Origin of the sequence: Dokdonia pacifica, assembly GCF_900188275.1 — a bacterium.
Classification (GTDB): Bacteria; Bacteroidota; Bacteroidia; order Flavobacteriales; family Flavobacteriaceae; genus Dokdonia; species Dokdonia pacifica.
Window position 1 is genome coordinate 1 of the sequence record NZ_FZNY01000014.1, and the last position, 24,641, is coordinate 24,641.

A 24,641-nucleotide genomic window follows, 5' to 3' on the forward strand; every position below is an offset into this window, starting at 1 on the left:
AATGGAACTACAGTAGCTACACATACCATGACACAAAACTTCCCTTCTCTAGTTGGAGATATGGTGATGTATGATGAAGGGACGCAAATAAGCAGCTTAAATCTCTATGCAACAACTATTGATAAGAGTCTACAAAAAGTAGATTATGCCTACAATGTTCGTGGATGGCTCACTGATATCAATGATATTAATGATAATTCTAAAGAACGTGATTTGTTTAACTTCCACATCAATTATGATTCTAAAGACGGAATGACTGCTACCGGTAGTATCACCCCACTCTACAATGGAAATATCTCTCAAACCATGTGGAAAACAGCAAACACTGACAATCAAATAAGAGCCTATGGATATGCCTATGATGATTTAAATAGAATTAACAGCGGATTTAGTAGGCGTGGAACTAATTTCGATACCGTAGATAGTTATAGCCTCATTAATGTCAGTTATGACAAAAATGGAAATATCGGTGGTTTAGAACGTAGAGGGTTAGGATCAGGTACAGAGGTAATGGATGACCTTACCTATACCTACGACGGAAATCAATTACTCAGTGTTACCGATCTAAGTGCCAATACATCAAGTAGTATTAGTAATCAGGGATTCTATGATGGAAATACTTCAGGAGATGATTTTGAGTATGATGTCAATGGAAATATGATCAAAGATCGTAATAAAGGGATTACTGATAATATTGAGTACAATCACTTAAATCTGCCTGAGATTGTTAAAATCAATACAACTGACCCTTATGGATTTACTCAACAAGGAACGATTACGTATATCTACGATGCCGTAGGAACAAAACTTGCAAAAATAGTGAATGATGAAATTCAAAATAGTACCATTACTACTTATTATGCAGGAAGGTATATCTATGAGAACAACAATAACTATGAATCTTTAAAAATGTTTTCACATCCTGAAGGATATGTAGAACCTGTCTATGGAACAACTAAATCTATTCAGAAGTTTAGTAATAAAACACAAACGACAAGCTTCTCTAGTTATCAATATGCTTTTAACTTTACTGACCATTTAGGAAATGTAAGACTCACTTATGCAGATTCTGATGGAGATGGAGCTATTGCGCCTTCTTCCGAAATTATTTCTGAAAAGCATTACTATCCACTAGGACTTCAGCAGAAAGGCTACAATAATACGGTTACTTCAAATTCAAACTCGATAGCGGAACAATTTGCGTACAATGGTAAAGAAAACAATCCTGAATTCGGATTAGATTGGTATGACTTTGGAGCCAGACTATATCAACCAGAAACAGGACGTTGGTTTACAACTGATGCATTTGCAGAAATGTACTATGATCAATCATCATATAATTATGTTTTAAATAATCCCATTTACTATTTTGACCCTGATGGTAATGTGGTTAAAGCTTGTTGTAATTGGGAAAAGATTGCTAGTGCGTTTAAGATTGGAATTGGTGCTTCCGCGGGTGTAGGTTTAAAAGCTAAAGTAACAAAATACGCTTCTGCAGGTGTTTCAGCTGTATTAGGAGAAGCAGACTATAGTGTGAATGATGATCTTCTTACAGTAAGAATTTTTGGGCTAAAAGGAAATTTGACTATTGGAGGTAAAGATTTTATAGACTCCAAAGGGGATGTAACTGTAGCTACTTTAGAAATAAGAGGTTTAAGGACTATCTTTAGTGATGAAGATTTAAACGTAGAAACAAAAAGTTTTACCTTTATAAGGGCGGGCGGAAAAGCTAAAATATTTAAATTAGTAAATGCTAAAGGAGAAGCATATCTAATAAAATATGATGAAGAGGAAGGTTGGACTGGATTAGAAGCTAATGGAGATGCAGATATAGAATTAGATAGAGTTTTTGAAAACTCTGATGTCGCTGCTGAGCTTAAGTTTGGAATAAAACTAAAAGCAGGTATAAATTTTACAGAATTATGGGAAGGTTTAACTGAACCAGATCCAGCTAGTACATATAGCCCTATCCCTCCAGAAGAAACTAATAATGAAACTACAAATGAAGTTTGTTCTGATTGTGAAGGGAAACAAGCAGAATCAATAGAAGAGGAGAAAAGCAGCTCTATAGATCCTTCTAAAAAACAAGGATAACATATTCAAAATTAATTAAAATGAAAATTAAATATTATCTAAAAAGAATATCTGCAGCATTAATTGATGTAATTATAATAGCTATTATTATGCACCTATATGCATTAATAATAGATGATTCATTAACCACAGAGGATCAAACTATACCTACCAAAGTATTTTTACCTTTTTTTTATTTGTATTATATAGTGTCCGAAATAATATTCAAAACAACTTTAGGGAAAAGTATTTTTTCTTTAAAAATTAAGTCTGAAAAAAAAATAATATTTTTCAGAATAATTCTTAGGAATATTTTCAATTTTTTAGAAATTGTCTTACCATTTATTTATATAATCCCATTAATTATAACAGGTTATACAACTCCTAAGAAACCAAAAAAACTAGGCGATATTATTAGTGGTTGTTACGTAGCTTAAACAAAATCAAAATGTATAATATTATCTTTATTATAATATCTTCAATTACTTTTATTTTGGGTCTTTATTATTATATTAAAAACTTAAAATTTAAAAAAGATGCAATTACTACAAGTGGTGAGGTAATTGATGTGATTGAAAAAGAGGTGTATTCATTTGAAGAAAAAATTCTCTATTATTTTCCAGTTATACAATTTTCAGATCAAATAGGTAATGAATATAAATTTTCATCTGAAAATGGGGAAGGAAATTCAAAAAGAAATTTTATAGGTAAAAAAGTCGAAGTATTATATAACCCAAGAAACCCGGAAAAAGCTCAATTAAAAAAAGGAAATAATTTTATCATTGTTCTATTATTTTCTATGTCTTTACTTTTTTTATTTTTTGGAATTATAGGGTAGCAAAAGAATAATATATTAAACAGTTGCTCTTAAAACTTAATTAGCAGTTGTTGCTTATGATTAATAATTTAAATTAACAATAAAAAATTATAGTAAAAATGGCCATAAGTAAAAGGCATGGTTATAAATAATTAAAAATTTATAGTTATAATAAAAATTGACTATCGATTTTCAAAAAAAATAAAAAATGCTAAGAAATTTAATTTTAACAATTCTAATCGTCCAAAATATTTATGGTCAAGATTATTTTGAAGGAGAGATATTATATAATGTTACATATGAGTCTTTAGATCAAAATATTTCATCTAGTATTTTGGAAAGAGAAATGGGGAAATCTTTCTCAGCCTATATAAAGGAAGATAAATATCAATTATTTTACGATGCAAAAGGAAAACTTGGATGGATTAAGGTAAGTGTTTTCTTAAATGAAGGGTATACGCTCACAGAGTATGAAAAATCTGATACCCTAATAAAATCTCCTTTTGGTTCTCAGAAAGAAAAACTAATTGATTTTAAAGTTATTTCTTCTAATCAAAAAGAGGTTTTAGGTAAAATGTGTAAATCTATATTAATTCATTACGAATCATTAAATGAAAATAGTTTTTTTAAGGAATTTAGAGGTACATACTATTATTACGATGAGTATAAATTGAATCCAAAGTTATATGAAAAGTATACTGATGGGTTTTGGAATCTTTATGTTAAAGAATCAGAATCAGTAAGCTTACGGAATGAGACAGAATTTTTACCATTTTTTAGAGCAATTCAGGAAGCTGTTAAAATTACACCAAAAAAAATTCCCGATACTATTTTTAATTCCAATCCAAATAAGTATCTATTAATTGAATAAGAAAAAGATGTCTCAAACTAGGTCGTTGCTAGTCATGGATCAAAATGTTGCTTGACTATACTTGTAGTATAAAATGTAGATATAGTAATAATTATAATTGTATAAAAAGAGTATATACATTATTTGTAATACAAGAATGCTCTATCATATATATCGTGAAAATAAATTAATATCATTTTGAAACAACAATCAAAACATAAGCTTGCAGCATTTAACTTACAAGAGATGCTCATTGTGCTAGCCATCATAGGAATACTCTTACTATTAGCGATGCCAAAATTGATGCCTCTAATTTCTAAGGCAAAAGCGATAGAGGCGCAAGCACAATTAAAGCAGATTCATAATATGCAGCTATTATATAGTTATTCGTATTCTAAGTTTTCGGGAGATTTTAATGAGATTGATTTTGAACCCCCTAAAACGGTAAAAGAAGGAGGGACGGCTAATTATGAATACGCGATTATATCTGTTACAGGAGAAGGTTTTAAAGCAAGAGCTACAGCTATTACAGATTTTGATCGTGATGGTATTTTTAATGTTTGGGAGATTGATGAGAATGGTAATCCTAAACAAATCATTAAAGATTGATAGTACTTATAAAAATAGTATTGATAGCTAGTTTACTAGCCATTTTTTATCAAGATCAAAAAGAGAGAATGGTAGACTGGTGGTTTTTTCTAATAGGCGCTATAGGTCTAGCTATACTGCATATTCAAAAAATAGGGTTTTTACAATTTGGTATTCATATATCGATGAATAGCCTTTGTGTATTATTATGTTTATTAGTAGTTGCCAGTTATACAAAAATGAAGATTCCTACTTATAAGTTTACAGAAGCTTTTGCATTAGGTGATATCCTTTTTTTTTGCATGATATTGGTAAGTTTTGGTACTATGAACTTTATGATATTATTAAGCTTTGGTATGATTTTGTCCCTTATACTACATTCAGTTTTAAAGAAAATGAAAGGCTATAAAATATTTGGTGCTGTTCCTTATGATATATTGCAGAGGGAATACCGAGAAAAAAATATCATTTCAGAAGAACACACAGCTCCTATGGCAGGTTATTTAGCTATATTCTTTGCAGGGGTTTTATTAATTCACTGGCTAGGTTTTTATGATCACTTATATTTAATGTAATGTTGGAAGTAGACACATATCATATTCCTGTTGAATTACAACAACGTATTAGTGGGGAACAGGCCTACCAATATCGTATTGTGCCTTTTAAAGAAGAAAATGGAAGTGTTTTTTTCTATTCTGACACCTTAGAACCTGAGGCCTTATCTCAAGAACTTTTAATTTTTTTAGGATATGCAGTCACTATAGAACAAATAGATACAGATGTACTGAATACGTATTTGAGTACAAACTTTCGAAAAGCCTTTGACAATGAAAAACAAACGTTTACTTATACCCAAGATTTTTTAGAGAAAATTCTTTTAACAGCCAAAGCGATAGGTAGTAGTGATATACATTTTGAACCTTTTGAGAATCGATGTCGTATCCGTTTTCGATTGGATGGGAAATTAAAAGAACAATATAGTATTGCTAAGGATGAATATCCTGTGATTATCAATAAGATTAAAAATCAAGCCAATCTTGATATTTCACAGAATCGTTTACCGCAGGACGGGAGAATCACGGTAAAAACACAGACAGATGAATTTGATATTAGGGTATCTACTTTGCCTACACTGGATGGAGAAAGTATTGTCCTTCGTATTTTAAGTAAGGACACTTCTAATATCCATTTAGATCAATTGGGGTTTACTGAAAAGGAATTGCAGATATATAAAGAAGGTGTTCGTAACCCTAATGGTATTGTATTGATATCGGGACCTACAGGTTCTGGTAAAACCACTACTTTATACGCCACCCTTAAGCTTTTAAATAAAACAGACACTAAGATTTTAACAATAGAAGATCCTATAGAATATACCTTAGAAGGTGTGATGCAAATGCAACTCAAGGAAGAGATAGGGCTCAATTTTGAAACGGCTCTTAAAACTTTTTTACGTCAAGACCCCGATATTATAATGGTAGGGGAGATTCGAGATGTAAAAACGGCTAACATGGCCATAAGAGCAGCACTTACAGGACATTTAGTGCTTTCTACGATACATACCAATTCTGCTTGGGGGACTATTTCTAGACTTATTGATATGGGTGTGCCTGCACACTTAATAGCAAGTACACTTAACTTAAGTGTAGCCCAACGATTGGTGCGTAAACTCTGTATCCATTGTAAAAAAGAAATGCCTGTAGAAAAGGATACGTTTCCTATCAATTATAAAGTACCTAAAGAAATAAAAAAACACTATACACCACAAGGATGTTCTCATTGTTATCACACAGGGTATTTAGGTAGAAAAGCAATATATGAACTCCTTCCTATTACCAAGGACTTAACTGTTCATATCAAGAATAATGAAACACAGATCGATCAGTATCTGGAAGAGAAACGTATAAAACAATTAAGCGATCAAGCAATACATCTTATTCAAATGGGGGAAACATCTGTAGATGATGTATTTGCGTTATTAGCAAATAAATAAATGATAAAAAAAATAATATTTGTATGGATGTGTGTCTTTATGACACCACTCATTTTTGCACAAGAGTACGATCAAGAGCGTATAGATCAATTAGAAAATGAGCTTACTGCTATTTCTACAGACGTGTCTGGGCTTACAGAAAAACTCAATATAGAATTACAACAAAGCAATCTTTCTACATTTTTATTAGGAATATCTGAGATTCACAAGATTAATATTGATGTAAATCCACAGTTACAAAGCACACAAATCATCAATAATTTTAAGGATGTCGAAGTATCTGATGTTCTTTTATATGTTTGTAAGAATTATGATCTCACGATTGATTTTACAGGGAATATTTTATATATCACGCCTTATCAAAAAGAAGAGATTCTTAAAGAGCGTAACATTGAAATTCAATATGATCCCACTGGTCAGATACTAAGCGTAGATTTAAAGAATGATAATCTCTCAGAAGCTTTTAAATTAATTTCGGATACTTCTGGAAAGGGGATATTTTATACGCCTGAATTAGCAAACAAAACCATTTCTGGCTTTATTAAAGAACTTCCATTTGCTATTGCCATGGAGAAAATAGCATACTCTAATGATTTGGTTGTTTCCAAAACTAAAGATGGTTCTTTTGAGTTTACATCAGGAATTATACAATCTTCAGCAGAGAATGGAGATAGAAATCAACAACGAACTCGTCCTATAAGAGCTCGGAATGCTAGTTTTTTCTTTAAGGTTTTAGACAAAGAAAATGGCATTTTAGATGTAGATATTCAAAATGTGCCGATAGCAGATATTATTTATGATATAGGTAATGAATTAGGATTAGATATTTTTACAGCATCTCCTTTAAATGAAGCAGGTTTTGCAAGTGTTAGTGCAAAAAACATTTCTTTTGATAGCTTACTAACTAAGATTTTTGAGAATACTACACTGGCTTTGAACTCATCTCAAAATAATAATCAAAACAATACTGGAAGAACAACAGATAGAAGTCAGGATATTACTCCTACAAGTCCTGTAAACCGATTTACTTTTAAAAAGGAAAATGGGGTGTATTATTTTGGAACGTATAGGCAACTTACCCTTCGTTCGGCAGAAGTGATCCCACTTCGTTACCGTTCTATAGGACTACTATCAGATCCTCAACGTTCTGGTAGAAGTGCGGGAAGATCCAATACAAGTTTTGGTTTTAATTCTGGATTTAGAGGGAATGGATCAAATTTTGGAAATACAACAGGGAATGTTGATAGAGGTGTTCAAAGCAGTAGAGAGCGTGAAAATGATCGAGATAAAACAGATATAAGTTCACTTATTCCTGATGATGTAAAACAAGATTTGAATATCATAGCAGACAAAGAACTTAATAGCTTTATTGTGAGCGGTGCTAGTGCCGATATAGAGCGTTTTAAACGCTTTGTAAAAGAAATAGATAAACAAGTTCCTATTGTTATTGTCGAGGTAATGATTTTGGAGGTAAATAAAAACTCTACACTAGATACGGGTATTGAATGGGGTATTGGTTCTCAGCCTACAACAACGCAAGGAGCGATATTTCCAGAGACCAATATTAATTTAGGCGCCAGCACGATTAATCGTATTTTAGGACGTATTGATGGCTCTAGCTTTTTTAATATAGGACAAGTAGGACCGAACTTTTTTGCCAATATTAGAGCTTCTGAATCTAATGGTAACTTTAAGATTAAATCATCTCCTCGTATCACAACCCTCAATGGACATCGCGCTTATTTTTCTAATGGACAGACAAGTTATTTTGAAGTTACACAAAATCAATTTGTGGGAACCCAAAATCCAATATTAAGTGAAAGTGTAAATTTTGTTCCTGTAGATGCAGAGCTTTCTCTTGAGGTACTTCCTTTTGTTTCTGCTGATGGAGAAGTAACGATGGATATTAAGGTGATTCAGTCGAGTTTTAATGGAGAACGTGTCACAGAAAATGGACCACCTGAAATTAGCTCCAGAGAATTTACATCTATTATTAAATCCCGCACCAATGATATTGTTGTATTAGGAGGATTGGAAGAAAATCGAAAAAGTAATTCAGGTTCTGGGGTTCCTTTTTTAGCACGTATTCCAATTATAAAGTTTTTATTTAGCAAACGCGTACGTACCGCTTCCACATCAAAACTCACAGTACTTATAAAACCAACGGTTATTTACTAATGTTAGATGGGGTAAAGCGAAATATCATCTATGGGAATACCTATTGCTGTATAGAGCATCTAGGCTCGGATACTGATCCTGTAATTAAAACCCTTGTCTGTAAAAAACAAAAAGGAGAGCTCGAAGTTTTTGGTAAGACAGAAGTTGCTACTATAAAAGATGTTCGAGCATTTGATGAAAAACTGAAATATGCACATTTAATTATTAATAATCATCAGGTACTTCAAAAAACAGTAGAAAATGGACAGTCACTTTCGGAAATCGTTATAGTAAATCAAGCCTTTCCCAATATTGATGTAGACTCTTTTTATTATGAGATTCTTAGAGTAAAAGAAAAAGCATATGTATACATCTGTAGGAAAAAATATGTAGATGAGCTCATTAAGAGTTATGAGAAGGAGCGTATTTTTATCACTCAGTGGAATTTAGGAAGCACATCTATACATACGCTAGTACCATTTTTAAAAAACCAAGTAGTAGTTCATACTCCAGCAGCCACCGTTTCTCTTTCTAATGGAGAAATACAAAGTATAGATCGTTTAGCGTCAGCTACTTTTCAAAATGAGTATTATGATATTGAAGGTATCAAAATAGAAGGGGATTATATCAATACTTTAGGAGGTGCTATAGGCATTGTTGGTGGAGTTGATGACGATCAAGTGGCAACTAATTTTAGTAAAGAAGTATTACTAAAACAGGCGAATTTTAAACAGTATCGGTTTTTTGCACTGGGATTGCCGTTAGCACTAGGAACCTTACTCATAATTCTTTTAGTTAACTTTTTAATCTATAACCATTATTATACTGAGGTAGCAGTACTACAGGAGATAGCAACTACCAATACACTGCAAAAAAAACGCTTAGTAAAAAAGGATTCTATTGTGAGTCAAAAGCAAAAACTCTTTGAAGATGTGATTGCTTCTGCGTCCTCTTCTGCTTCTTATTTTATAGATGCTATTGCAAGTGATATGCCACATACCATTCTTTTAGAAAAACTTCAATATCAACCTTTAGAAAAAAAGATACGTAATAATAAACCGGTCCAAGTAGAAGTAAGTAATATCATTATAACAGGGGAAACGACTGTGAACAAAGACTTGTCTTCTTGGGTTTCATCATTAGAAGATTTGGAGTTTATAGAAAGGGCTTCTATGAATATTGAGAAGAAAGGAAAGAATATACATTTTAGTATTACACTTACAATGAAATCATAAATGACGATAAAACAAAAAAATACCACCTTACTTATTAGCTTCTTTGGAGTACTTATCCTTGGGTATTTTTTGTCTATTTCAGAAACACTTTCATTAAAAAAGAATTACGATAATTTAAAACAGCAAGAACAGCTGTATGCAAATATCCCTAAACGATTACAGGTATTAGCCCAAAAAGAAAGACACTATGATTCACTGTTAAAGCATTATCAAATCACAGAAACTTCTTTGCAGAATAATTTATTAAAAACCATAGACCGGTATGCTATAGATCATAATATTAAGATTGTTTCATTTGATGAGCCACATAGTGTTTTTGAAAAAGGGAAACAAACAAACTCCTATGCTTTTAGAGTCTCTGGAGATTTTAACTCAATTCTGGGCTTAGCCTATCAATTAGAACAGCGTAGTAAGTTTGGGATGGTAAAGTCATTGGAATTTGAAAAAATCAAAAGCTTTCGAACAGGAAAAATCACACTAGAAGGGCAATTTATTTTACAATTAGTTCAATAAAAATAGATAATGAAATTAAAACACACACATATTAATATAAGCCTATTCTCTTTAGGTTGTTTTATTCTTTTGTTGGGATGTAGCACTACCAAACAATTAGAGTTTGCTAAGGAAAAAAGCAATACAATATCCTTAGGAGCTATTGTAAAAAAAGAAGGTGCGTTAAAAAACAATGTTGAGATCAAAGGAGTACCCGATCTTGATCAAAAAATACGTGTTTCAGTTATAGAAAAAGAGTTTACGAAAGCTTCTTTTTCTAAATATGTAAGGATATTTGATACCCAAAAACCATCTATTGAATTTGATGATACTACAGAAAACAAACCGACATATTTTGAGATAGAGCTTATCGATGATATAGGATATGCAAGTAGTATTAATAACGATGTTACTTCGAGGGAGTATGTGAAAAATTCAAAAAAAGCAGGCGTTGTAAGCAAAATAGTAATGGTTTCTAAAAGTGCTGTAAGTTTTGAAAATATGACATCCGCTTTTTTGGAGGAAATAGAAAATCAATATGTTGTTAATGTATATAACAATGAAGAATTACTGGCAACACTTTCTTTTTCTGAAATAGTTGTTTTTGATTATCAAATCTCTTTTTTCTGTTATGGTAAAAATCAGCGCAATCAAGTAGTTATAATGGATATTGTCGAAGAAGGGAAGTCGTGTAAGAGACCTTTAGAAAGAAAAGCTGAAAAATTAGAGACCATAAAAAAACTAATAGATTATTAAAATGGATAGTATGAAGAAATTAATCGCTCTTGTTTTTGGCGTTCTATGTATTTATAGCTGTGAAGAAATTGTAAGTGTACCTGATATTTCAGAAGATTTAATTACGCTGATTGCCCCTACAGATGATGCTGTATTAGAAAATCCTGAAGTGACTTTTACTTGGGAAGAGATCGAATTTGCAGATCAATATCAGATTCAAGTGGCAACGCCAAATTTCGCGCAGGCAAATCAAGTGGTCTTAGATACCATTTTAGGAGATTCTCTTCAGACATTTCGAAGTTTTACGACAAGTTTAGCCTCCAATAATTATCAGTGGCGTGTACGTGGGTTTAATAATAATTTTCAAACTGATTATACAACTCAAAGTTTTGAAGTAGCTACGATAGAAGTGCCAATAAATTTATCAGAACAGAGCGTTGTGATACTCGCTCCTGAAGATAATTTTGAAAGTGCAGATACGATGATAGGTTTATCATGGGAAGCATTAGAGGGTGCAAATTTATACAGGATCATCATTACGGATACTGTTGGTAATAGTATCTTTTTAGAGCAAACAACTACAGATACAGAAATCACTGTAGATTTTGTTTCTGGAACCTATACTTGGGAAGTGCGAGGTGAAAATGAGAGTCAGAACACGCCCTATACGCAGCAAACTATTACAATCTTATAGAAGATGAATAAAAAGAAACGAACGAGATATTTGTTGATTGCCGTCATTTTAATTTACGGGGCGGTTATTGCTCGTTTTTTTATGTTGAGTAATGATGGTGATTATAGCTTGCCTACAAATGAGCTAGTAGCTTCTTTTAAACCCACTAGCTATGATGTAAAAGAGAACTTCACCATCAATAATGATTATAGAGACCCTTTTTTAGGAACATTAATAAGAGATAATAAAAATACATCTAGCGACTCAAGAAAAGAAATTACCAATAAAAAAGAAGCCTACTTTCCAGCGATAACATATTTAGGAATTATATCTGATGCGGGCTCTTCCAAAAAAGTACTCTCTCTTAGAATCAATGCTAAAGAATATGTAATTAAAGAAGGAAATACGGTAGATAGTATTCAGGTAATTTCAGGAAATAGGCAAAGCCTACTAGTTTCTTATAAAGGAAAACGCAAACGCATTACAATTTCAGATTAATGTTACTAAACAAAAAGATAAAAGCAGGAGCATTACAATTTACTATTTTAGTAAGTGTTGTAATAGCTGCAATACTTAGTGCTTTTATTTTAATTAGTTATTCTCAATTACGCTTTGAAAAGCAATTACAACGGTCTTCTAATGTTATAAAACTAGTTCATGATGGTATTAATTATGCAAAACAAAAAGCGATTGTATATAATGACAGTATATCTATACAACTAGAGGAAGAAATGGCAGAAGAGATAACACTTTATAAAACCCATTGGGGTATTTTTGATAAAGTCATTTCTAGAGGGAAAAGTAAAATTTTTGTATCTCAGAATATAGCGCTCTTAGGGGGGCAGTTATCCAAAGATAAGCGTCCAGCTGTTTATTTGGAGGATAGTAATTCCCCTTTAGTAGTTGTGGGAAATACAACAATTCAAGGGAATGTAATCCTTCCAAGACAAGGAGTAAGGCCAGGGAATATTGCAGGAAACTACTATAATGGCACCTCGTTAGTGTATGGAGGAATCAAACAAGACGCCTCTGTAAAACCTCAAATCACAGAAGAAAAAAAAGACTATATAAAGAGTTTGTTATTTGGAGATCTTCCGCAAGAAGACTCATTACTTATTCGTTCTAGTGCTTCTAAAATTACTGCTACCTTCAAAACAAACCCTAAATGGCTATATCGCCCAGATGCGATAGAAATCGGGAATCAAGAAATTAGAAATAATATTATTATAAAATCGGATAGTTTAATTCGTATATCCGCTTTCGCGAAAGCGGATAATATCATATTAATTGCTCCTTATATTGAAATTGATGCCAATGTAGAGGGCTCTTTTCAAGCCTTTGCATCAAAGGGTATTAGTGTAGGAGAAAACACAAAACTGTCTTATCCATCTGTTTTAGTTGTTCTTGAAAATGAAAATACTATTAATAGTAATCAAGAAGAGTTACAAGGAATTGTTTTAAAAAAAGGGAGCATAATTTCTGGAAGTGTAATTCATTTAAAAGGCTCAGAAAACACTTATCAAAAACCTATGATTACTATTAATGAAGATGCGATGGTTCAAGGGGAAATATATAGCGATCATAGCGTTCAAATAGAAGGTATTGTAAAAGGTTCTGTTTATACACATCAGTTTGCTATACAAGCTAGAGGTTCAGTGTATAAAAACCATCTTTTTGATGCCACTATTGACAGTAGAAATTTCCCAGAATCATTTTGTGGAGTGATAACTACCGAAACAGAAACAAACGTAGTGCAATGGTTGGATTAAAAAAGAAAATACCCGCCTCTACGCTCATGGAAACTTTGGTGGCCACAAGTATTATTTTGATTGTTTTTGTGGTTGCTTCTTTAGTGCTGATGAACACTTTTAAATCGGTAGCAGAGCGGGATACATTTTCTGTGCAGAATCGATTAGAGAAATTACAGTATCTAATAAAGCATGAAAAGATAACCCTTCCATATGATGAAACATATGATACCTATGAAATCTCTATAGTAGCGATACAAGAAGATGTAGAATATATAATCTATAGTGCAAAAAAGACAGCGCAGTCAAAACCATTAGTGATAAAGCAAGTTAGATGACAAAAAAACATAAAATACCTGCTTTTACCCTTAGTGAGATACTTGTGGTCTTAGCGATTACAAGTATTGTTATTACAATAGCATTTACGGTACTCAGTTTAATTTCAAAGCAATTTATTACCATGCAATCGCGATATGAAGAGCGTACTGAGGTAACGAAATTTAAACAACGATTACTGTTTGATTTTGAAAAAGGATCTCAGATATTTTGGAATGAAAAAATACAAGAGTTAAGTATTACCCATCAAGATGAAGTGACTCGTTATGAGATGACTTCAGAATATGTGTTAAGAGATTCAGATACGATTGATTTGAAAGTTTTGAATACACAACTTTATTATAAAGGAGATACTATAGAAGAGGGAATAGTTGATGGTATAGAAATAGAGTTAGAAGCAACAGGAAGGGCAGTTCAATTTTTTGTTTCAAAAGAAATAGATGCTAGGCAGATAGTACAAGAGTTATGGGATTAAAGGTAAAAGATATAAAAAAAGAAAAGCTATCAGAGAATAGCGAATCTTCTCTTGATACTATCTTGAAGAAAGAGATTACACTATTTGGAAATTCTTTTGGTTCTAAAAAGAAAGAGCAATTTTATACAGAGCTAAGTGTACTTCTCAAATCGGGAATTCGTCTTAAAGATGCCTTGTATTTAATTTCTGAATCTCAAAAAAAGAAAGAGGATACAGAACTATTTTTGGGTATTGGGAATCGTATTATCGCTGGAGATGACTTTTCTAAAATCCTTAAAGAACATACATACTTTTCTACCTATGAAGAGCATTCAGTAAGAATAGGAGAAGAAAGCGGTGCTCTGGAGAAGGTGACAGCATCACTGGCTGATTTTTATAAACGTAAAAATGAACAACGACGTAACATTAAAAATGCATTAACCTACCCTGTTTTTTTGCTGATCACTGCTTTTTTGGCGGTGACTTTTATGTTGCGATTTGTAGTTCCTATTTTTCAGGATATGTTTAGACAGAATGATGTAGACCTTCCTGTGATTACACAATCAGTAATTTCAATATCTGAATGGATAGGCACCTATGGTTGGTTATTTTTAGTAGTAATCCTTTTATTCATTATTTTTCAAAAGCAATTAGCTAAAAAGAAATGGTATCGATCTAAAAGAGATATTTTTTTAATGAGATTACCACTGATAGGATCTTTTGTGAAAACATCTAATATTGCACGTTTTTTACAAGCAGTTTCCTTACTAGTAAGCACGAAGGTATCTATCCCACAAAGTATTCATTTAGCTAAAGAAATGATTGATTTCTATCCTTTAGAAAAGGATTTAGAAAAAGTAGAAGAAGATATTCAAAAAGGAAGGAATTTAAGCGATAGTTTAAAAGAATATCCTCTTTTTGATAACAAAATGGTAGCTCTTGTTCGAGTTGCTGAAGAGACCAATAAAACAGAGTTTGTATTTCAAAGACTTAGTGAGCAATACAATGAAGAAGTCCTTCAGAAATCTAAAACATTTTCTACATTGTTAGAGCCTATCATCATTCTTGTTGTAGGTTTTATAATTGGTGTTATTTTGATATCTATGTATCTTCCTATGTTTGAGATAGGGAATGTACTTAAATAAAAAAGATCGGTCAAAACCTGCATGACCGATCTTAATATTGTATAATAGTTTACTTGTTCTTTAGAAACCTTCTGATAAAAAAAGAACTACTATTATGAAAAGAAAGTACAATAGTAGTTTTTAAGCCTTTCATATACAAGCTATTTAAACTAGTGTTTCAATAGTTTCAGTGATTTGTGTTATTAGAAATCAATAATCAATCTTTAAATGAGCTACTAGATGTTCTTGTTTTACGGAAAATAAATAGTACTTTATATGATTATGACTTTTTATTTCTATATTATTTAATTGATTGATCTTCAGATTAAAAAGAAAATATCTGCCAATTCTCTATAATCAATTATAGTTCATTTAAAATGTAGAGATGTAAAGCGCAAACGTGTTATCTTTTTTTTCTTTTGTTAAATCCACTCCCTGTATTTGATACTTCATAACCAACTTTAAAACCAACAGCACCTAATCCAACTTCTGCCTTAGCCGCTGACCTAAATTCTTTAGTGTTCTGGTTACTGATTGATACTAATTCACTACTAGCACCAATAGATGCAAATGATGCGCCAATAGTGATGCCAATTTTATATCCAGCGATAGTTATAGAAGGGGTTAAACTTACTTCTGCTACATGTCCCCGTATGCCTATGCCTATATCTAGACCTTGATTTCCATTTTCTTCATTATAAAACCCAGCTCCAGCAAACCCATCTACATGAAAAACTGAAGCATCACCTTCCAAACTTTTTGTCGTGCCAGCACCTAGTGAGCCTGGGGGTGATAGATCTGATGACCCACTAAATTCGAGAGCTAAACCAGAAGCACTACCACTTATATGTCTACTTGTAGGCCCTTTATCAGATTCATAACCAGCTGTAAACCCTCTAAGCACAGCATTAGCTTCGCCAATTAAAGGATTCATTGCCCTAGCTTCGATTTTAAATCCATTGAATCTACTTCCGCCTTTGGTTTCTTCTACATGACTTCCTTGAGATTTAAAATATACTGGTACCTGGGGACTCTGCCCAGCAAGACTGGCATCGATTGGTGCAGGCCCATGATCATTAGGGTTTCCGCCTCCATTATAACCTACATGGTTTGTGTCGAACTCTTTACAGGGCACATTACCACAGGGTCCTACGCGACCTTGGGGAGCTCTTCCATCGGGATCTGTAAAGTAAATAGGGTTATCAAAGGCATAATTATAAGGGCTGTGTCTTCTCATTAGTTCTGCTAGAGGATCGATATTCATCCATCGCCCAATGGCAGAATCATAATTTCTGGCACCAAAATCATACCACTCTAAATCAAGTTCGGAATTTAATTCCTTACCCCCAAACTTATAAGCTTGAGCTAGAGAGTTTCCATTGGTTGTAATTATCGTATTATACCCTGCTTGTTTTAACCCGAATGGATAGTAATTCGATTCTTCGATAATTTCAGAACTAGGGTTGATAACTCCATCTTTGTTGGAATCAGCATAGCTCAGTCTCACATTACCTATATGATCTTTGTATTGGAATACATAGTTATAACTTGAATATGTAGTTTGCCCATCTCCTTTATCAAATCCTTTAACCGATTTAGATGTTCCAGCTACAGGCTCAATATATCCTTCGGGGTGATTAAAAAACTGTAATACAGGATCATTAATGCCTATTTTTTTGTAAATAAAATTTCCATTGTATTGAGTTGTAGCATTAGGTGATCCATCATCAGGAATATAGATCTTAGCGAGTCTTGTCCCTAAAGCATCATAAATATAATCAACACTTTTTAACCATATTGATTGATCATTGCTTCCAATACTATTTATACTTTTTGGCAAACCTAAATGATTATACGAAATATTGGTAATATTTTTATTTTTATCGCTAATCAAGTGCCCGTTTGCATCATACTCAAAGTCGTCTTCCAAAGTGTTGAGGTCATTAAATCCTTTTGTTTTTTGTATTGGATTAGTTGTATTATCGGTTACGGAATTTAATTGGTTTCCATAATAGTTATAGGTTAGCTGATCCCAGAGAGCAGGACCATTAATGCCATTATATCCATTTCGTGTTAAACTTTGAATGTTGCCATTTTTATCATATTGAAGACCCCAAATACTATGATTATCTGCCTGATCTAATAGGGTCCCTTTCCTGCTATATGCAGCTGTTAATCTATTAAGGTTGTCATATTTGTAACCGTACCCGTGTTTGTCAGAATCTTCACTTCTGCTTCTCCAAATGGTTTGGGCAATATTTCCATTATACAAAGGCTCAGCGTAAGTTGGATCTCCCGCTGTCCCTTCGATATTTGTATAATTGATTTTAAATTTAAATAAGTCATTGGAAGCTTTTCCATCTAACTGTTCATTTACATCATTTATATCGGTTAACCAGCCTCTAATATTGTGTGCATAATTAATATTTTGAAGTGTATTGTTTAGAGTAGGGTTAAACAAATTAAATTTACTAATTTGTGATGTAGGAGTGTAAAATATGCCTTTACCTAATAAATCACCCTCCGAGTTATTACTGATTGTGTAAAATGGTGTGTCTCCATTTCTTCTAAATATGATATCTCCATTGGTTGTTCGTTCGATAGAAAATTCATCTCCTGGTATATACCCTTCATAAATACTAGGAAGTTCATTTCCGTCTTTGATAATGAAAATATCATTTTCATTATCATTATTCCCATCATTAGTTGAGTGCTTTATTCCATACTCAATATAATTTGGATCGATTCCTCCTATGCCATTTCCATAAATTAGACCAACTTTAATAAAGGCGCTTGGCGAATCAATTATATAACTAATGCCTCCTTCTTCAGAAAGCTTACCTTTGGTTGCTAAACTAGCATCCCAACTACTTTCAGAACTCGTTTTCAAAATGGTTCCGTCAAAAGTAACGTCTAGGTTATTAGTAATTCCAGTGTACCCATCCAAAATTGTTACACCTCCTACATTTTTTATCGAAAGCATTCCTAAATCGTCATATTCATTTTCTACAATTAACTGTAGAGGTTCATCATCAATTTTTTGTTTATGACTTAACTGCCTGCCTGTGTGATCGTAATGAAAATAATCATAAACATTAATATCTGGCTTTCCGTTTTTTGAATGTGTAGTTAACGACTCTATAGGTTTTCCAAGAAAATCTATTTTAAGTTTAACAATGTCATCAGTTTCTAAGTATTCATTAATTGAACGAGTATAAATAGTCCTTCCTTTTTCATCATAGAGGTTGAAAGAAGTAATCCAATTATTGGTGTCTAACACCTTAACTTTGGATACACTTGATAGTCCCTTAATATTTGTTGTACATGCTTGACCATAAACCGAAGTAGGCAATACATAATTATCTATATCTACATATTCATCGTAGTAATTAACAGTTAAAATTTCGGCTATTGCACCAAAAGGAGAAGAATTATTTTGATAATAAATGATAGTTCCTCCTATATTTAATGGTGTACCATTGGCAGGAATTCTTTCTTCGTATGTGTCGCCATTACTATTATCGATAAGCCCTTGAAGATCTTCTCTGGAACCCGTGTAGTTTCGAATCCCTGTGTATGCTATTCTTCCAAACACATCATATTTAGTAAATAACCATTGTCCAATTGCTCTTAAATGAGAGTCTTGAGTAAGTAGTGGCCTATCTAATTTATCGTATACAATATATTCCCATCCTTTTCCAGGAACTTTCTTTTCAACTTGTCTGTTTTTTTCATCATAACGATAGAGGTAAGCTAATTTATCAAGTTCTTCTGGAATATGATTAGCTGTATGTACTGATAAGTCTCTTTGGATACTTAAATTTATTCCGTGAAAACTTGCTATTGATGTTCGTTGTAAAACGAGATTGCCATTACTAATCTGAATATTCCCAACAACAAATCGATCAATTTCATTTCCATTATTATCAATGGTAATACCTTCAATAAATCCAAGAGTCATGTCTGGAATTTGTGGCGTAGTATTTAATTCTATTACTGCCATTGGTAATAAAATACCGCTTCGAGAATTATTTTGTAATTGTAATCCAGATTGAATAGATAGCATATCATCTGTTATTCCAACCAATATATTGGTTAGAAGGGTACTTTCACTTGTTAGATAATCTATAGGTCCAAATTGAATAGAATAATTGGAATATGTATTTGAAGTATTAGTGTCATATACAATAAGACTTGAGTCAAGCTTAGGTGATAAAACAAAGGATAGATTTCCAAAATCATCATAGACATAATAAGTGTCAATTATGGTAGGTCCATTAACATTTCTGCTCAATATCATTTGACCCAGTTTATTCAAAAATTCTATAGAAAGATTTCCATTTTCATCATAGGTGCTATTTTCATATAATTCCCCCTCAGAATACTCTCCATATTGCTGCACCTTTCCATTTACGGTATCTCCATTTTCATAAACAACTTTAAATCGCTTTACATGATCTGAAGTTGCATTAATACTATATTTTAAATTAATTGTATGATCATTATCAGTAGTTTCATCTAATTTCCAATCCATACCTGGAGCGCCTTGTTCAAAAATTCGACTCATGGGAGAATTTTCATAAACTATCTCTGTATAAGGGTTAATATTTCCATTGCCATCACTATCGCTGTAGTATTTATTTAGATAATAAGGTTCTAATTCCTGTATAATATTAGGCATCATCATACCATTATTATTCAGATTAGGATTGGCATAGGGTAAATATTGTTTGCTCTGTCTCCCTAATGCATCATATTTAATAGGTGTAATAATATCTTCTCTATTAGCTCCCGTTCTCTGAGCTATTATTTGTTTAGCACGACCTAGTCCATCATAATAGGTAATAGATTCAATCTTGCTGTCGGGGTCAACACTATCATTTGATGTCTCCACTTGATAAGTAGTACTCTTTACATAATTTTCATCAGGAGTTTGTGCAAAAACACAAAGAGGGGCTACTAAAAGAATTAATAAAAAGAAAATCTTCATAGTATTTGATTTTTTGTTTACGGTTGTTAATTGTAATCCATTCATCACTCTTTTTTTTTAATTGTTACACAATACTACATGACGAATCTTTTCTCGTTTGGTAATCTCAAGTTGGGTATCGCGAACTTCACATATGACGATAACTCCTCGAACATCCTGAGCACTACAATCAAAATCTATAGACCAGGTAGGGCTTGATTGATATGGGGTAAACTCACCTCCTTTAATCTTCCATCGATACTCTAAATTATCTGTTCCACCTTCTGCAAAGACTTTGTAACTATGGGTAATTACATTAGCTGCCGCCATGGTACTTGTCAGCTCTACAGAAGCGAATAAGGCATTATACTGATTTGTACTATCGGTAATACTGCTTCGAGTAATACGAACAGTGTCTGGTTCTTGAGGTAAAGAAATGATGGGGGTGGTATTTTGAGGAACACCACTGATAATATCGGGATTGATATTATATTCATACTCTTTTAACAAATTGTTATTTTGATCCCGAACAGCAATTAATCGATTTTCAGAATCATATTCAAAGGTTTGAAAATCTCCGCGCGGATCAGAAACCTTTGTAACTCCAATCATAGGATTATAATTATAGGTTGTCACTAAAGTGTTAGCAATATTGCGAAGCTGATTTTCTTGGTTAGAGCTTAATCCATTTTGAATGTTGAAATTTTGACCGAAAGCAGATAAGTTTTCTATTTGTGAATAAGTGGCATTAACCACTTTTGCAACTATATATTGTTTATTATACCCCCAAATGTAAGTAATAGGTTGTCCGTTTTTTTGTCGTTTTTGAAGAAGGTTACCCCGGTCATCATATTTTTCATAAAGTTCACGAACATGCTTCTCTGTTTCACTACCTTTTTTAGTGTTTTGTTTTATAGGTACTACATTTCCAGAAAGGGTATTAAAATCGAAATCCCTAGTTGCTATTTTATCTGCATTTATATATGATTCTGTTCTTACCACTTTGGAGTATTGGTTATCATTTAAAAGCATAGACATTCCACTTAAACTAGAAACACTTTGCGAATATGGATAATAATACTTGATTGATCGTGATTCAGTATCGCTTATGATGGATTCAGTAATAAGTAAATCTCCTGTTTCTGGAATGTACTCTTGATATTGTTCACTAAACATTTGCCCTCCATTTGGTAAATACTCTGTAGTAAAACTAGCTCTTAAAAGTGCTGTTTTAGCATAATTATTATTGAATCTATAGGTATGATAAGTCTCATTATTCTCAAAATATGGATCATTGAGATTTCCGGAATGAGGATATGCCATAAAACCTGCAAAATAGGTAGTATCGCTATTTATGCTAAAAATGTCATACATGTTTTCAGTTAGTTGAAGTAAAGCTCCTTGATCATCGTATATACGCTCAGATAGCACATTACCATTAATATTGTTATAACTTGTTCTTGGGGATAAACCAGTTAGTAAAGTATTCTTAACGGTCACCCAATCATAACCATTAGCATTAACATTTCCATGACGATATCGAGTAAAACTCTCCTTGGCATAAATATTAGCTCTATTATGGTAGGTTCGTTCTACAGTGCTTAACACAGTATTATTATTATCTAAGTCAGTTTCTTTAACTGTTGTGTATCCTATATGGTTTCCTTGAGCACTTGGTAAGCCTCTAAGAGAGCTAGTAGAAGATATATTAAATTCACTCGGATTCACTCTTGGGTCGTACGAATAATAACCATATGACTTAGAATGAAAGATAATATCATTCATTAATTTTCCTGAAGAAGCAATTGTAGGATCGTTAACATCAGGAAGTGAATAATCATATTGTTTTTTACTAATAAACTCTTGGTTATTGCCAAAATGAGTAATTGAATAAACACGAGCGCCTCCTATTTCAAATCTCTCAGCAAATACTTCATTTCCAGAAGCCTCAAATTTTGTGTAGACTCTATTCTGAATTGACAGGCCTGGAGTACATGCACCATTTGGAGGTAGAGGTTGAATATCTTTGATTCTATACATTCCTGGGGGTACGATAACCTGTCTAGTCAAATTAATCGTTTCAAGAAGGACTTCTGAGAAATCATCATAGTAGAAAATAGGATACTGGATACTGGTATCAAGAGTATTTTCAATAATAAAACGAGGTAAACCTGACCATTCAGGCAAGCATTCAGCACCTTGTTCAGTTCTCAAGTCTGCTTGCACTCTAACAAGAGTAGGGGCAGTAACGGTAAAGTTGGCACTAATCTCTGTTCCTGAATTTCCTGGTTGAAATTCATGGTCATAAAAATTAAACGTGGGATCTGCTGAATTCTTTAAATATAGGTAAGTAAAATTATACAAATCTTCATTCTCAAGGCTTGTATTTTTAATACGATTATTAACTGGGAAACGCTCGGTAACTACATATGGTTGAGTAACATCAATTACAGCATCATGAGGTTCATAAATTAATAGAGAGTAACCACCAGTAGGGTATTCTACTTTAGTTAATAATCCTATTTTTCCATAATTAAAGTTAGCACTTTTGTTATCACCTTCAAAATTAAAATAAGTGCTACCTGTATGAAGTTCTTCTGGATTTCCTGGAAACTGAGGTAAATATGACTTTGCAAACCTTCCTAAACTTGGAATACTAGTACTGTTGGTATGAACACCATTATAAAACCCCCAAAAATCCATCGCATCGCTATCTTTTTTGGGAAGATTATTGGTCTGTTCATAAGTGAATGAATATTCTTTGTCTCCTATAATTACTTGATCAAGTTTTAAGCGTAACCATAGTGATTTATCTGAAGCATTTATTTTATGATCATTAAAATAAGAATTCTGTAAGATCACATTCTCTATAATAGTATTATTGTAATCCTTAATGATAATTGCATTCAATTTTGCTGCTTTTAGGTCATGATCGTTAGTTCCGTGATTTTGTCTGTAGGTTCTTGTACTATTGGTTAGATCACCTGTGAAGAAAGTAAATGTATTAAAGGCATTATTTATAGGACTATATGCATTTTTAAAATCGTTTCCTGTCATCAAATCCTTACGGTCATCACTCACAAATTCTACACTTCCAAAGTCACCTTCAATTTTTTCTAAATAGTTGTTTTCAAAAATATTAACAGTAGCACTAAATTTTACAGCGTTCATGCCATAAGTACTAGTTTGATTAGGTGGATTGGAAAAAGTATACGCAAAGTCATGATTATAAGTGTGTACCTCCGCACCATCTCTAAAAGTTGTTCTTGCTCCATAAGATGGTTGTGAGAAATAGGCACTTTTTTTATAAGTAAAATCTAGTTCTCTTCCTTTAGGAGAAACAATTTTGTCTAAAAGCCAAGAAGTAATAATGGTATTGTCTTGCCCAAATAGATCCGATTTAATTTCCCCCAAAATAGCATCCTTTGCAAAAGCATTATTTGCTGCACTTTGAGATGAGGAGCGCGTAGAACTAAATGGGGTACTATAATCCAAAGTTGAAAAATAGAAGCTAAATCCTTTATCATCAACTAAGGTAAATTTTTGTTGATTAAGATTGTAAGTAATTGTTGCTTGAGAATTATTAAAGATGTGAGTTTGAAGAATGTTATTGGTTCCTTGTCTTTTCTCAAACCTAAACTTATAGTCCTTTCCAAAAATAGATACTTCATAAATATCAGGCTGTAAATCTGCATATAAACGAGGACTGTAGAAGTGATGTGGACTATCTCCATAGCTTTCGTGAACTGTAACTTGATCATTTGGAAGGACATATGGAGAGCTACCTGGATTGTATTGAACCTCAATTGGATTAAAAACAAAAGCAGAGATATCACCATTGGAGTTGGGAATAACATTTTCATTAAGATCGTCAGATCCATTAATAGTTCTTGTTATTCCTACGTGTGTTGAAAGTGACCAATTAAGTCCTATCCAACTCGCTTCGGACTGAACTCGCACACCACCAGAATCATAATTTAAGTTAATTGGGATTTGTAAACCATCAAAATTGATAGTGTGAATAGGAACATTAATGTTTGCCTTTCCATTATATGGATTATTAGAAATATCTCCATAAGTTCCTAGATTTGATGCCTCAGGACTTTTGGGTAAATTTTCATTTATAAAGTTAGGATCAAAAGCTATGTCTTGCTCTTGACCTAAGCAGTAAAATGAAATAAATAAACATATTATAAAAGTTTTAGAAAAAAAAGAATTATTAATCATTTATAAGCTTTTTAAATTGATGTATTTCTTAATAACTGATTGCTAATTTTTCGTTTTAAGAGAACTTATACAATAGTTATTGTATATACACAAAGACTTATTTCATAAATGTTATGATTAATTTCAAAAGTGTTATCTAAGAAGTATTACCCAGTAATTTCCATGAATTT

At 32.5% G+C, this 24,641-nt stretch carries 19 protein-coding genes; 17 read left to right on the forward strand and 2 right to left on the reverse strand.

The features are described from left to right. From CHB80_RS23840 to CHB80_RS23920, 17 genes are all read left to right on the forward strand, one after another. Positions 1 to 2,094 (forward strand): RHS repeat domain-containing protein (locus CHB80_RS23840; protein WP_317044302.1); only part of this gene is annotated, 2,094 nt, incomplete at its 5' end. A 20-nt stretch (positions 2,095 to 2,114) separates the two neighbouring features. After that, the gene (locus CHB80_RS23845) at positions 2,115 to 2,510 is read left to right on the forward strand and encodes an RDD family protein (protein ID WP_089374040.1); all 396 of its coding nucleotides are present in this window, start codon (positions 2,115 to 2,117) and stop codon (positions 2,508 to 2,510) included. An 11-nt stretch (positions 2,511 to 2,521) separates the two neighbouring features. Continuing rightward, complete coding sequence (locus CHB80_RS23850; protein WP_089374041.1) at positions 2,522 to 2,911, forward strand: DUF3592 domain-containing protein; 390 nt, start codon at positions 2,522 to 2,524, stop codon at positions 2,909 to 2,911. Positions 2,912 to 3,098: 187 nt separating this feature from the next. Then, positions 3,099 to 3,761, forward strand: a complete 663-nt coding sequence (locus CHB80_RS23855; protein ID WP_089374042.1) for a hypothetical protein — start codon at positions 3,099 to 3,101, stop codon at positions 3,759 to 3,761. A gap of 177 nt (positions 3,762 to 3,938) precedes the next feature. Beyond that, positions 3,939 to 4,349, forward strand: a complete 411-nt coding sequence (locus CHB80_RS23860) for a prepilin-type N-terminal cleavage/methylation domain-containing protein (RefSeq protein WP_229746912.1) — start codon at positions 3,939 to 3,941, stop codon at positions 4,347 to 4,349. Next, on the forward strand, positions 4,346 to 4,903 hold the full coding sequence (locus CHB80_RS23865) for a hypothetical protein (protein ID WP_089374043.1): 558 nt from the start codon (positions 4,346 to 4,348) through the stop codon (positions 4,901 to 4,903). The genes CHB80_RS23860 and CHB80_RS23865 overlap by 4 nt, the downstream gene beginning before the upstream one ends. Continuing rightward, a complete protein-coding gene (locus CHB80_RS23870) occupies positions 4,903 to 6,321 on the forward strand; it encodes a GspE/PulE family protein (RefSeq protein ID WP_089374044.1) in 1,419 nt (472 codons plus the stop codon). Before CHB80_RS23865 ends, CHB80_RS23870 begins: the two co-directional genes overlap by 1 nt. Further along, the gene (locus CHB80_RS23875) at positions 6,322 to 8,499 is read left to right on the forward strand and encodes a type II secretion system protein GspD (protein ID WP_229746911.1); all 2,178 of its coding nucleotides are present in this window, start codon (positions 6,322 to 6,324) and stop codon (positions 8,497 to 8,499) included. Continuing rightward, positions 8,499 to 9,713 carry a hypothetical protein gene (locus tag CHB80_RS23880; protein WP_089374045.1) on the forward strand — a complete coding sequence of 405 codons (1,215 nt, stop codon included), beginning with the start codon at positions 8,499 to 8,501 and terminating at the stop codon, positions 9,711 to 9,713. Before CHB80_RS23875 ends, CHB80_RS23880 begins: the two co-directional genes overlap by 1 nt. Next, entirely contained in the window at positions 9,714 to 10,226 is a 513-nt protein-coding gene (locus CHB80_RS23885; protein WP_089374046.1) for a hypothetical protein, read from the forward strand. 9 nt (positions 10,227 to 10,235) lie between these two features. Next, a complete protein-coding gene (locus tag CHB80_RS23890) occupies positions 10,236 to 10,961 on the forward strand; it encodes a hypothetical protein (RefSeq protein WP_089374047.1) in 726 nt (241 codons plus the stop codon). 10 nt (positions 10,962 to 10,971) lie between these two features. Further along, a complete protein-coding gene (locus tag CHB80_RS23895; protein WP_143337245.1) occupies positions 10,972 to 11,634 on the forward strand; it encodes a hypothetical protein in 663 nt (220 codons plus the stop codon). A gap of 3 nt (positions 11,635 to 11,637) precedes the next feature. Continuing rightward, positions 11,638 to 12,111 carry a hypothetical protein gene (locus tag CHB80_RS23900; RefSeq protein ID WP_089374049.1) on the forward strand — a complete coding sequence of 158 codons (474 nt, stop codon included), beginning with the start codon at positions 11,638 to 11,640 and terminating at the stop codon, positions 12,109 to 12,111. Further along, positions 12,111 to 13,382 (forward strand): LbetaH domain-containing protein, encoded by a 1,272-nt coding sequence (locus CHB80_RS23905; RefSeq protein ID WP_089374050.1) that lies wholly within the window; start codon positions 12,111 to 12,113, stop codon positions 13,380 to 13,382. The genes CHB80_RS23900 and CHB80_RS23905 overlap by 1 nt, the downstream gene beginning before the upstream one ends. Continuing rightward, complete coding sequence (locus CHB80_RS23910; protein ID WP_089374051.1) at positions 13,370 to 13,699, forward strand: hypothetical protein; 330 nt, start codon at positions 13,370 to 13,372, stop codon at positions 13,697 to 13,699. The genes CHB80_RS23905 and CHB80_RS23910 overlap by 13 nt, the downstream gene beginning before the upstream one ends. Continuing rightward, on the forward strand, positions 13,696 to 14,172 hold the full coding sequence (locus CHB80_RS23915; RefSeq protein WP_089374052.1) for a PulJ/GspJ family protein: 477 nt from the start codon (positions 13,696 to 13,698) through the stop codon (positions 14,170 to 14,172). Before CHB80_RS23910 ends, CHB80_RS23915 begins: the two co-directional genes overlap by 4 nt. Continuing rightward, positions 14,163 to 15,296 carry a type II secretion system F family protein gene (locus CHB80_RS23920; RefSeq protein ID WP_089374053.1) on the forward strand — a complete coding sequence of 378 codons (1,134 nt, stop codon included), beginning with the start codon at positions 14,163 to 14,165 and terminating at the stop codon, positions 15,294 to 15,296. The genes CHB80_RS23915 and CHB80_RS23920 overlap by 10 nt, the downstream gene beginning before the upstream one ends. 382 nt (positions 15,297 to 15,678) lie before the next feature. Here CHB80_RS23920 and CHB80_RS23925 read toward each other — a convergent pair whose 3' ends face one another. Beyond that, positions 15,679 to 20,310 carry a DUF6443 domain-containing protein gene (locus CHB80_RS23925; protein WP_089374054.1) on the reverse strand — a complete coding sequence of 1,544 codons (4,632 nt, stop codon included), beginning with the start codon at positions 20,308 to 20,310 and terminating at the stop codon, positions 15,679 to 15,681. 12 nt (positions 20,311 to 20,322) lie between these two features. After that, the gene (locus CHB80_RS23930; RefSeq protein WP_089374055.1) at positions 20,323 to 24,471 is read right to left on the reverse strand and encodes an RHS repeat domain-containing protein; all 4,149 of its coding nucleotides are present in this window, start codon (positions 24,469 to 24,471) and stop codon (positions 20,323 to 20,325) included. Between the last annotated feature and the right edge of the window lie 170 nt (positions 24,472 to 24,641).

Coding starts and splice junctions, on each gene's coding strand:
- CHB80_RS23845 (WP_089374040.1), top strand. CDS start 2,115: ATGAAAATTAAATATTATCTAAAAAGAATATCTGCAGCATTAATTGAT.
- CHB80_RS23850 (WP_089374041.1), top strand. CDS start 2,522: ATGTATAATATTATCTTTATTATAATATCTTCAATTACTTTTATTTTG.
- CHB80_RS23855 (WP_089374042.1), top strand. CDS start 3,099: ATGCTAAGAAATTTAATTTTAACAATTCTAATCGTCCAAAATATTTAT.
- CHB80_RS23870 (WP_089374044.1), top strand. CDS start 4,903: ATGTTGGAAGTAGACACATATCATATTCCTGTTGAATTACAACAACGT.
- CHB80_RS23875 (WP_229746911.1), top strand. CDS start 6,322: ATGATAAAAAAAATAATATTTGTATGGATGTGTGTCTTTATGACACCA.
- CHB80_RS23880 (WP_089374045.1), top strand. CDS start 8,499: ATGTTAGATGGGGTAAAGCGAAATATCATCTATGGGAATACCTATTGC.
- CHB80_RS23885 (WP_089374046.1), top strand. CDS start 9,714: ATGACGATAAAACAAAAAAATACCACCTTACTTATTAGCTTCTTTGGA.
- CHB80_RS23890 (WP_089374047.1), top strand. CDS start 10,236: ATGAAATTAAAACACACACATATTAATATAAGCCTATTCTCTTTAGGT.
- CHB80_RS23895 (WP_143337245.1), top strand. CDS start 10,972: ATGAAGAAATTAATCGCTCTTGTTTTTGGCGTTCTATGTATTTATAGC.
- CHB80_RS23900 (WP_089374049.1), top strand. CDS start 11,638: ATGAATAAAAAGAAACGAACGAGATATTTGTTGATTGCCGTCATTTTA.
- CHB80_RS23905 (WP_089374050.1), top strand. CDS start 12,111: ATGTTACTAAACAAAAAGATAAAAGCAGGAGCATTACAATTTACTATT.
- CHB80_RS23910 (WP_089374051.1), top strand. CDS start 13,370: ATGGTTGGATTAAAAAAGAAAATACCCGCCTCTACGCTCATGGAAACT.
- CHB80_RS23915 (WP_089374052.1), top strand. CDS start 13,696: ATGACAAAAAAACATAAAATACCTGCTTTTACCCTTAGTGAGATACTT.
- CHB80_RS23920 (WP_089374053.1), top strand. CDS start 14,163: ATGGGATTAAAGGTAAAAGATATAAAAAAAGAAAAGCTATCAGAGAAT.
- CHB80_RS23925 (WP_089374054.1), bottom strand. CDS start 20,310: ATGAATGGATTACAATTAACAACCGTAAACAAAAAATCAAATACTATG.
- CHB80_RS23930 (WP_089374055.1), bottom strand. CDS start 24,471: ATGATTAATAATTCTTTTTTTTCTAAAACTTTTATAATATGTTTATTT.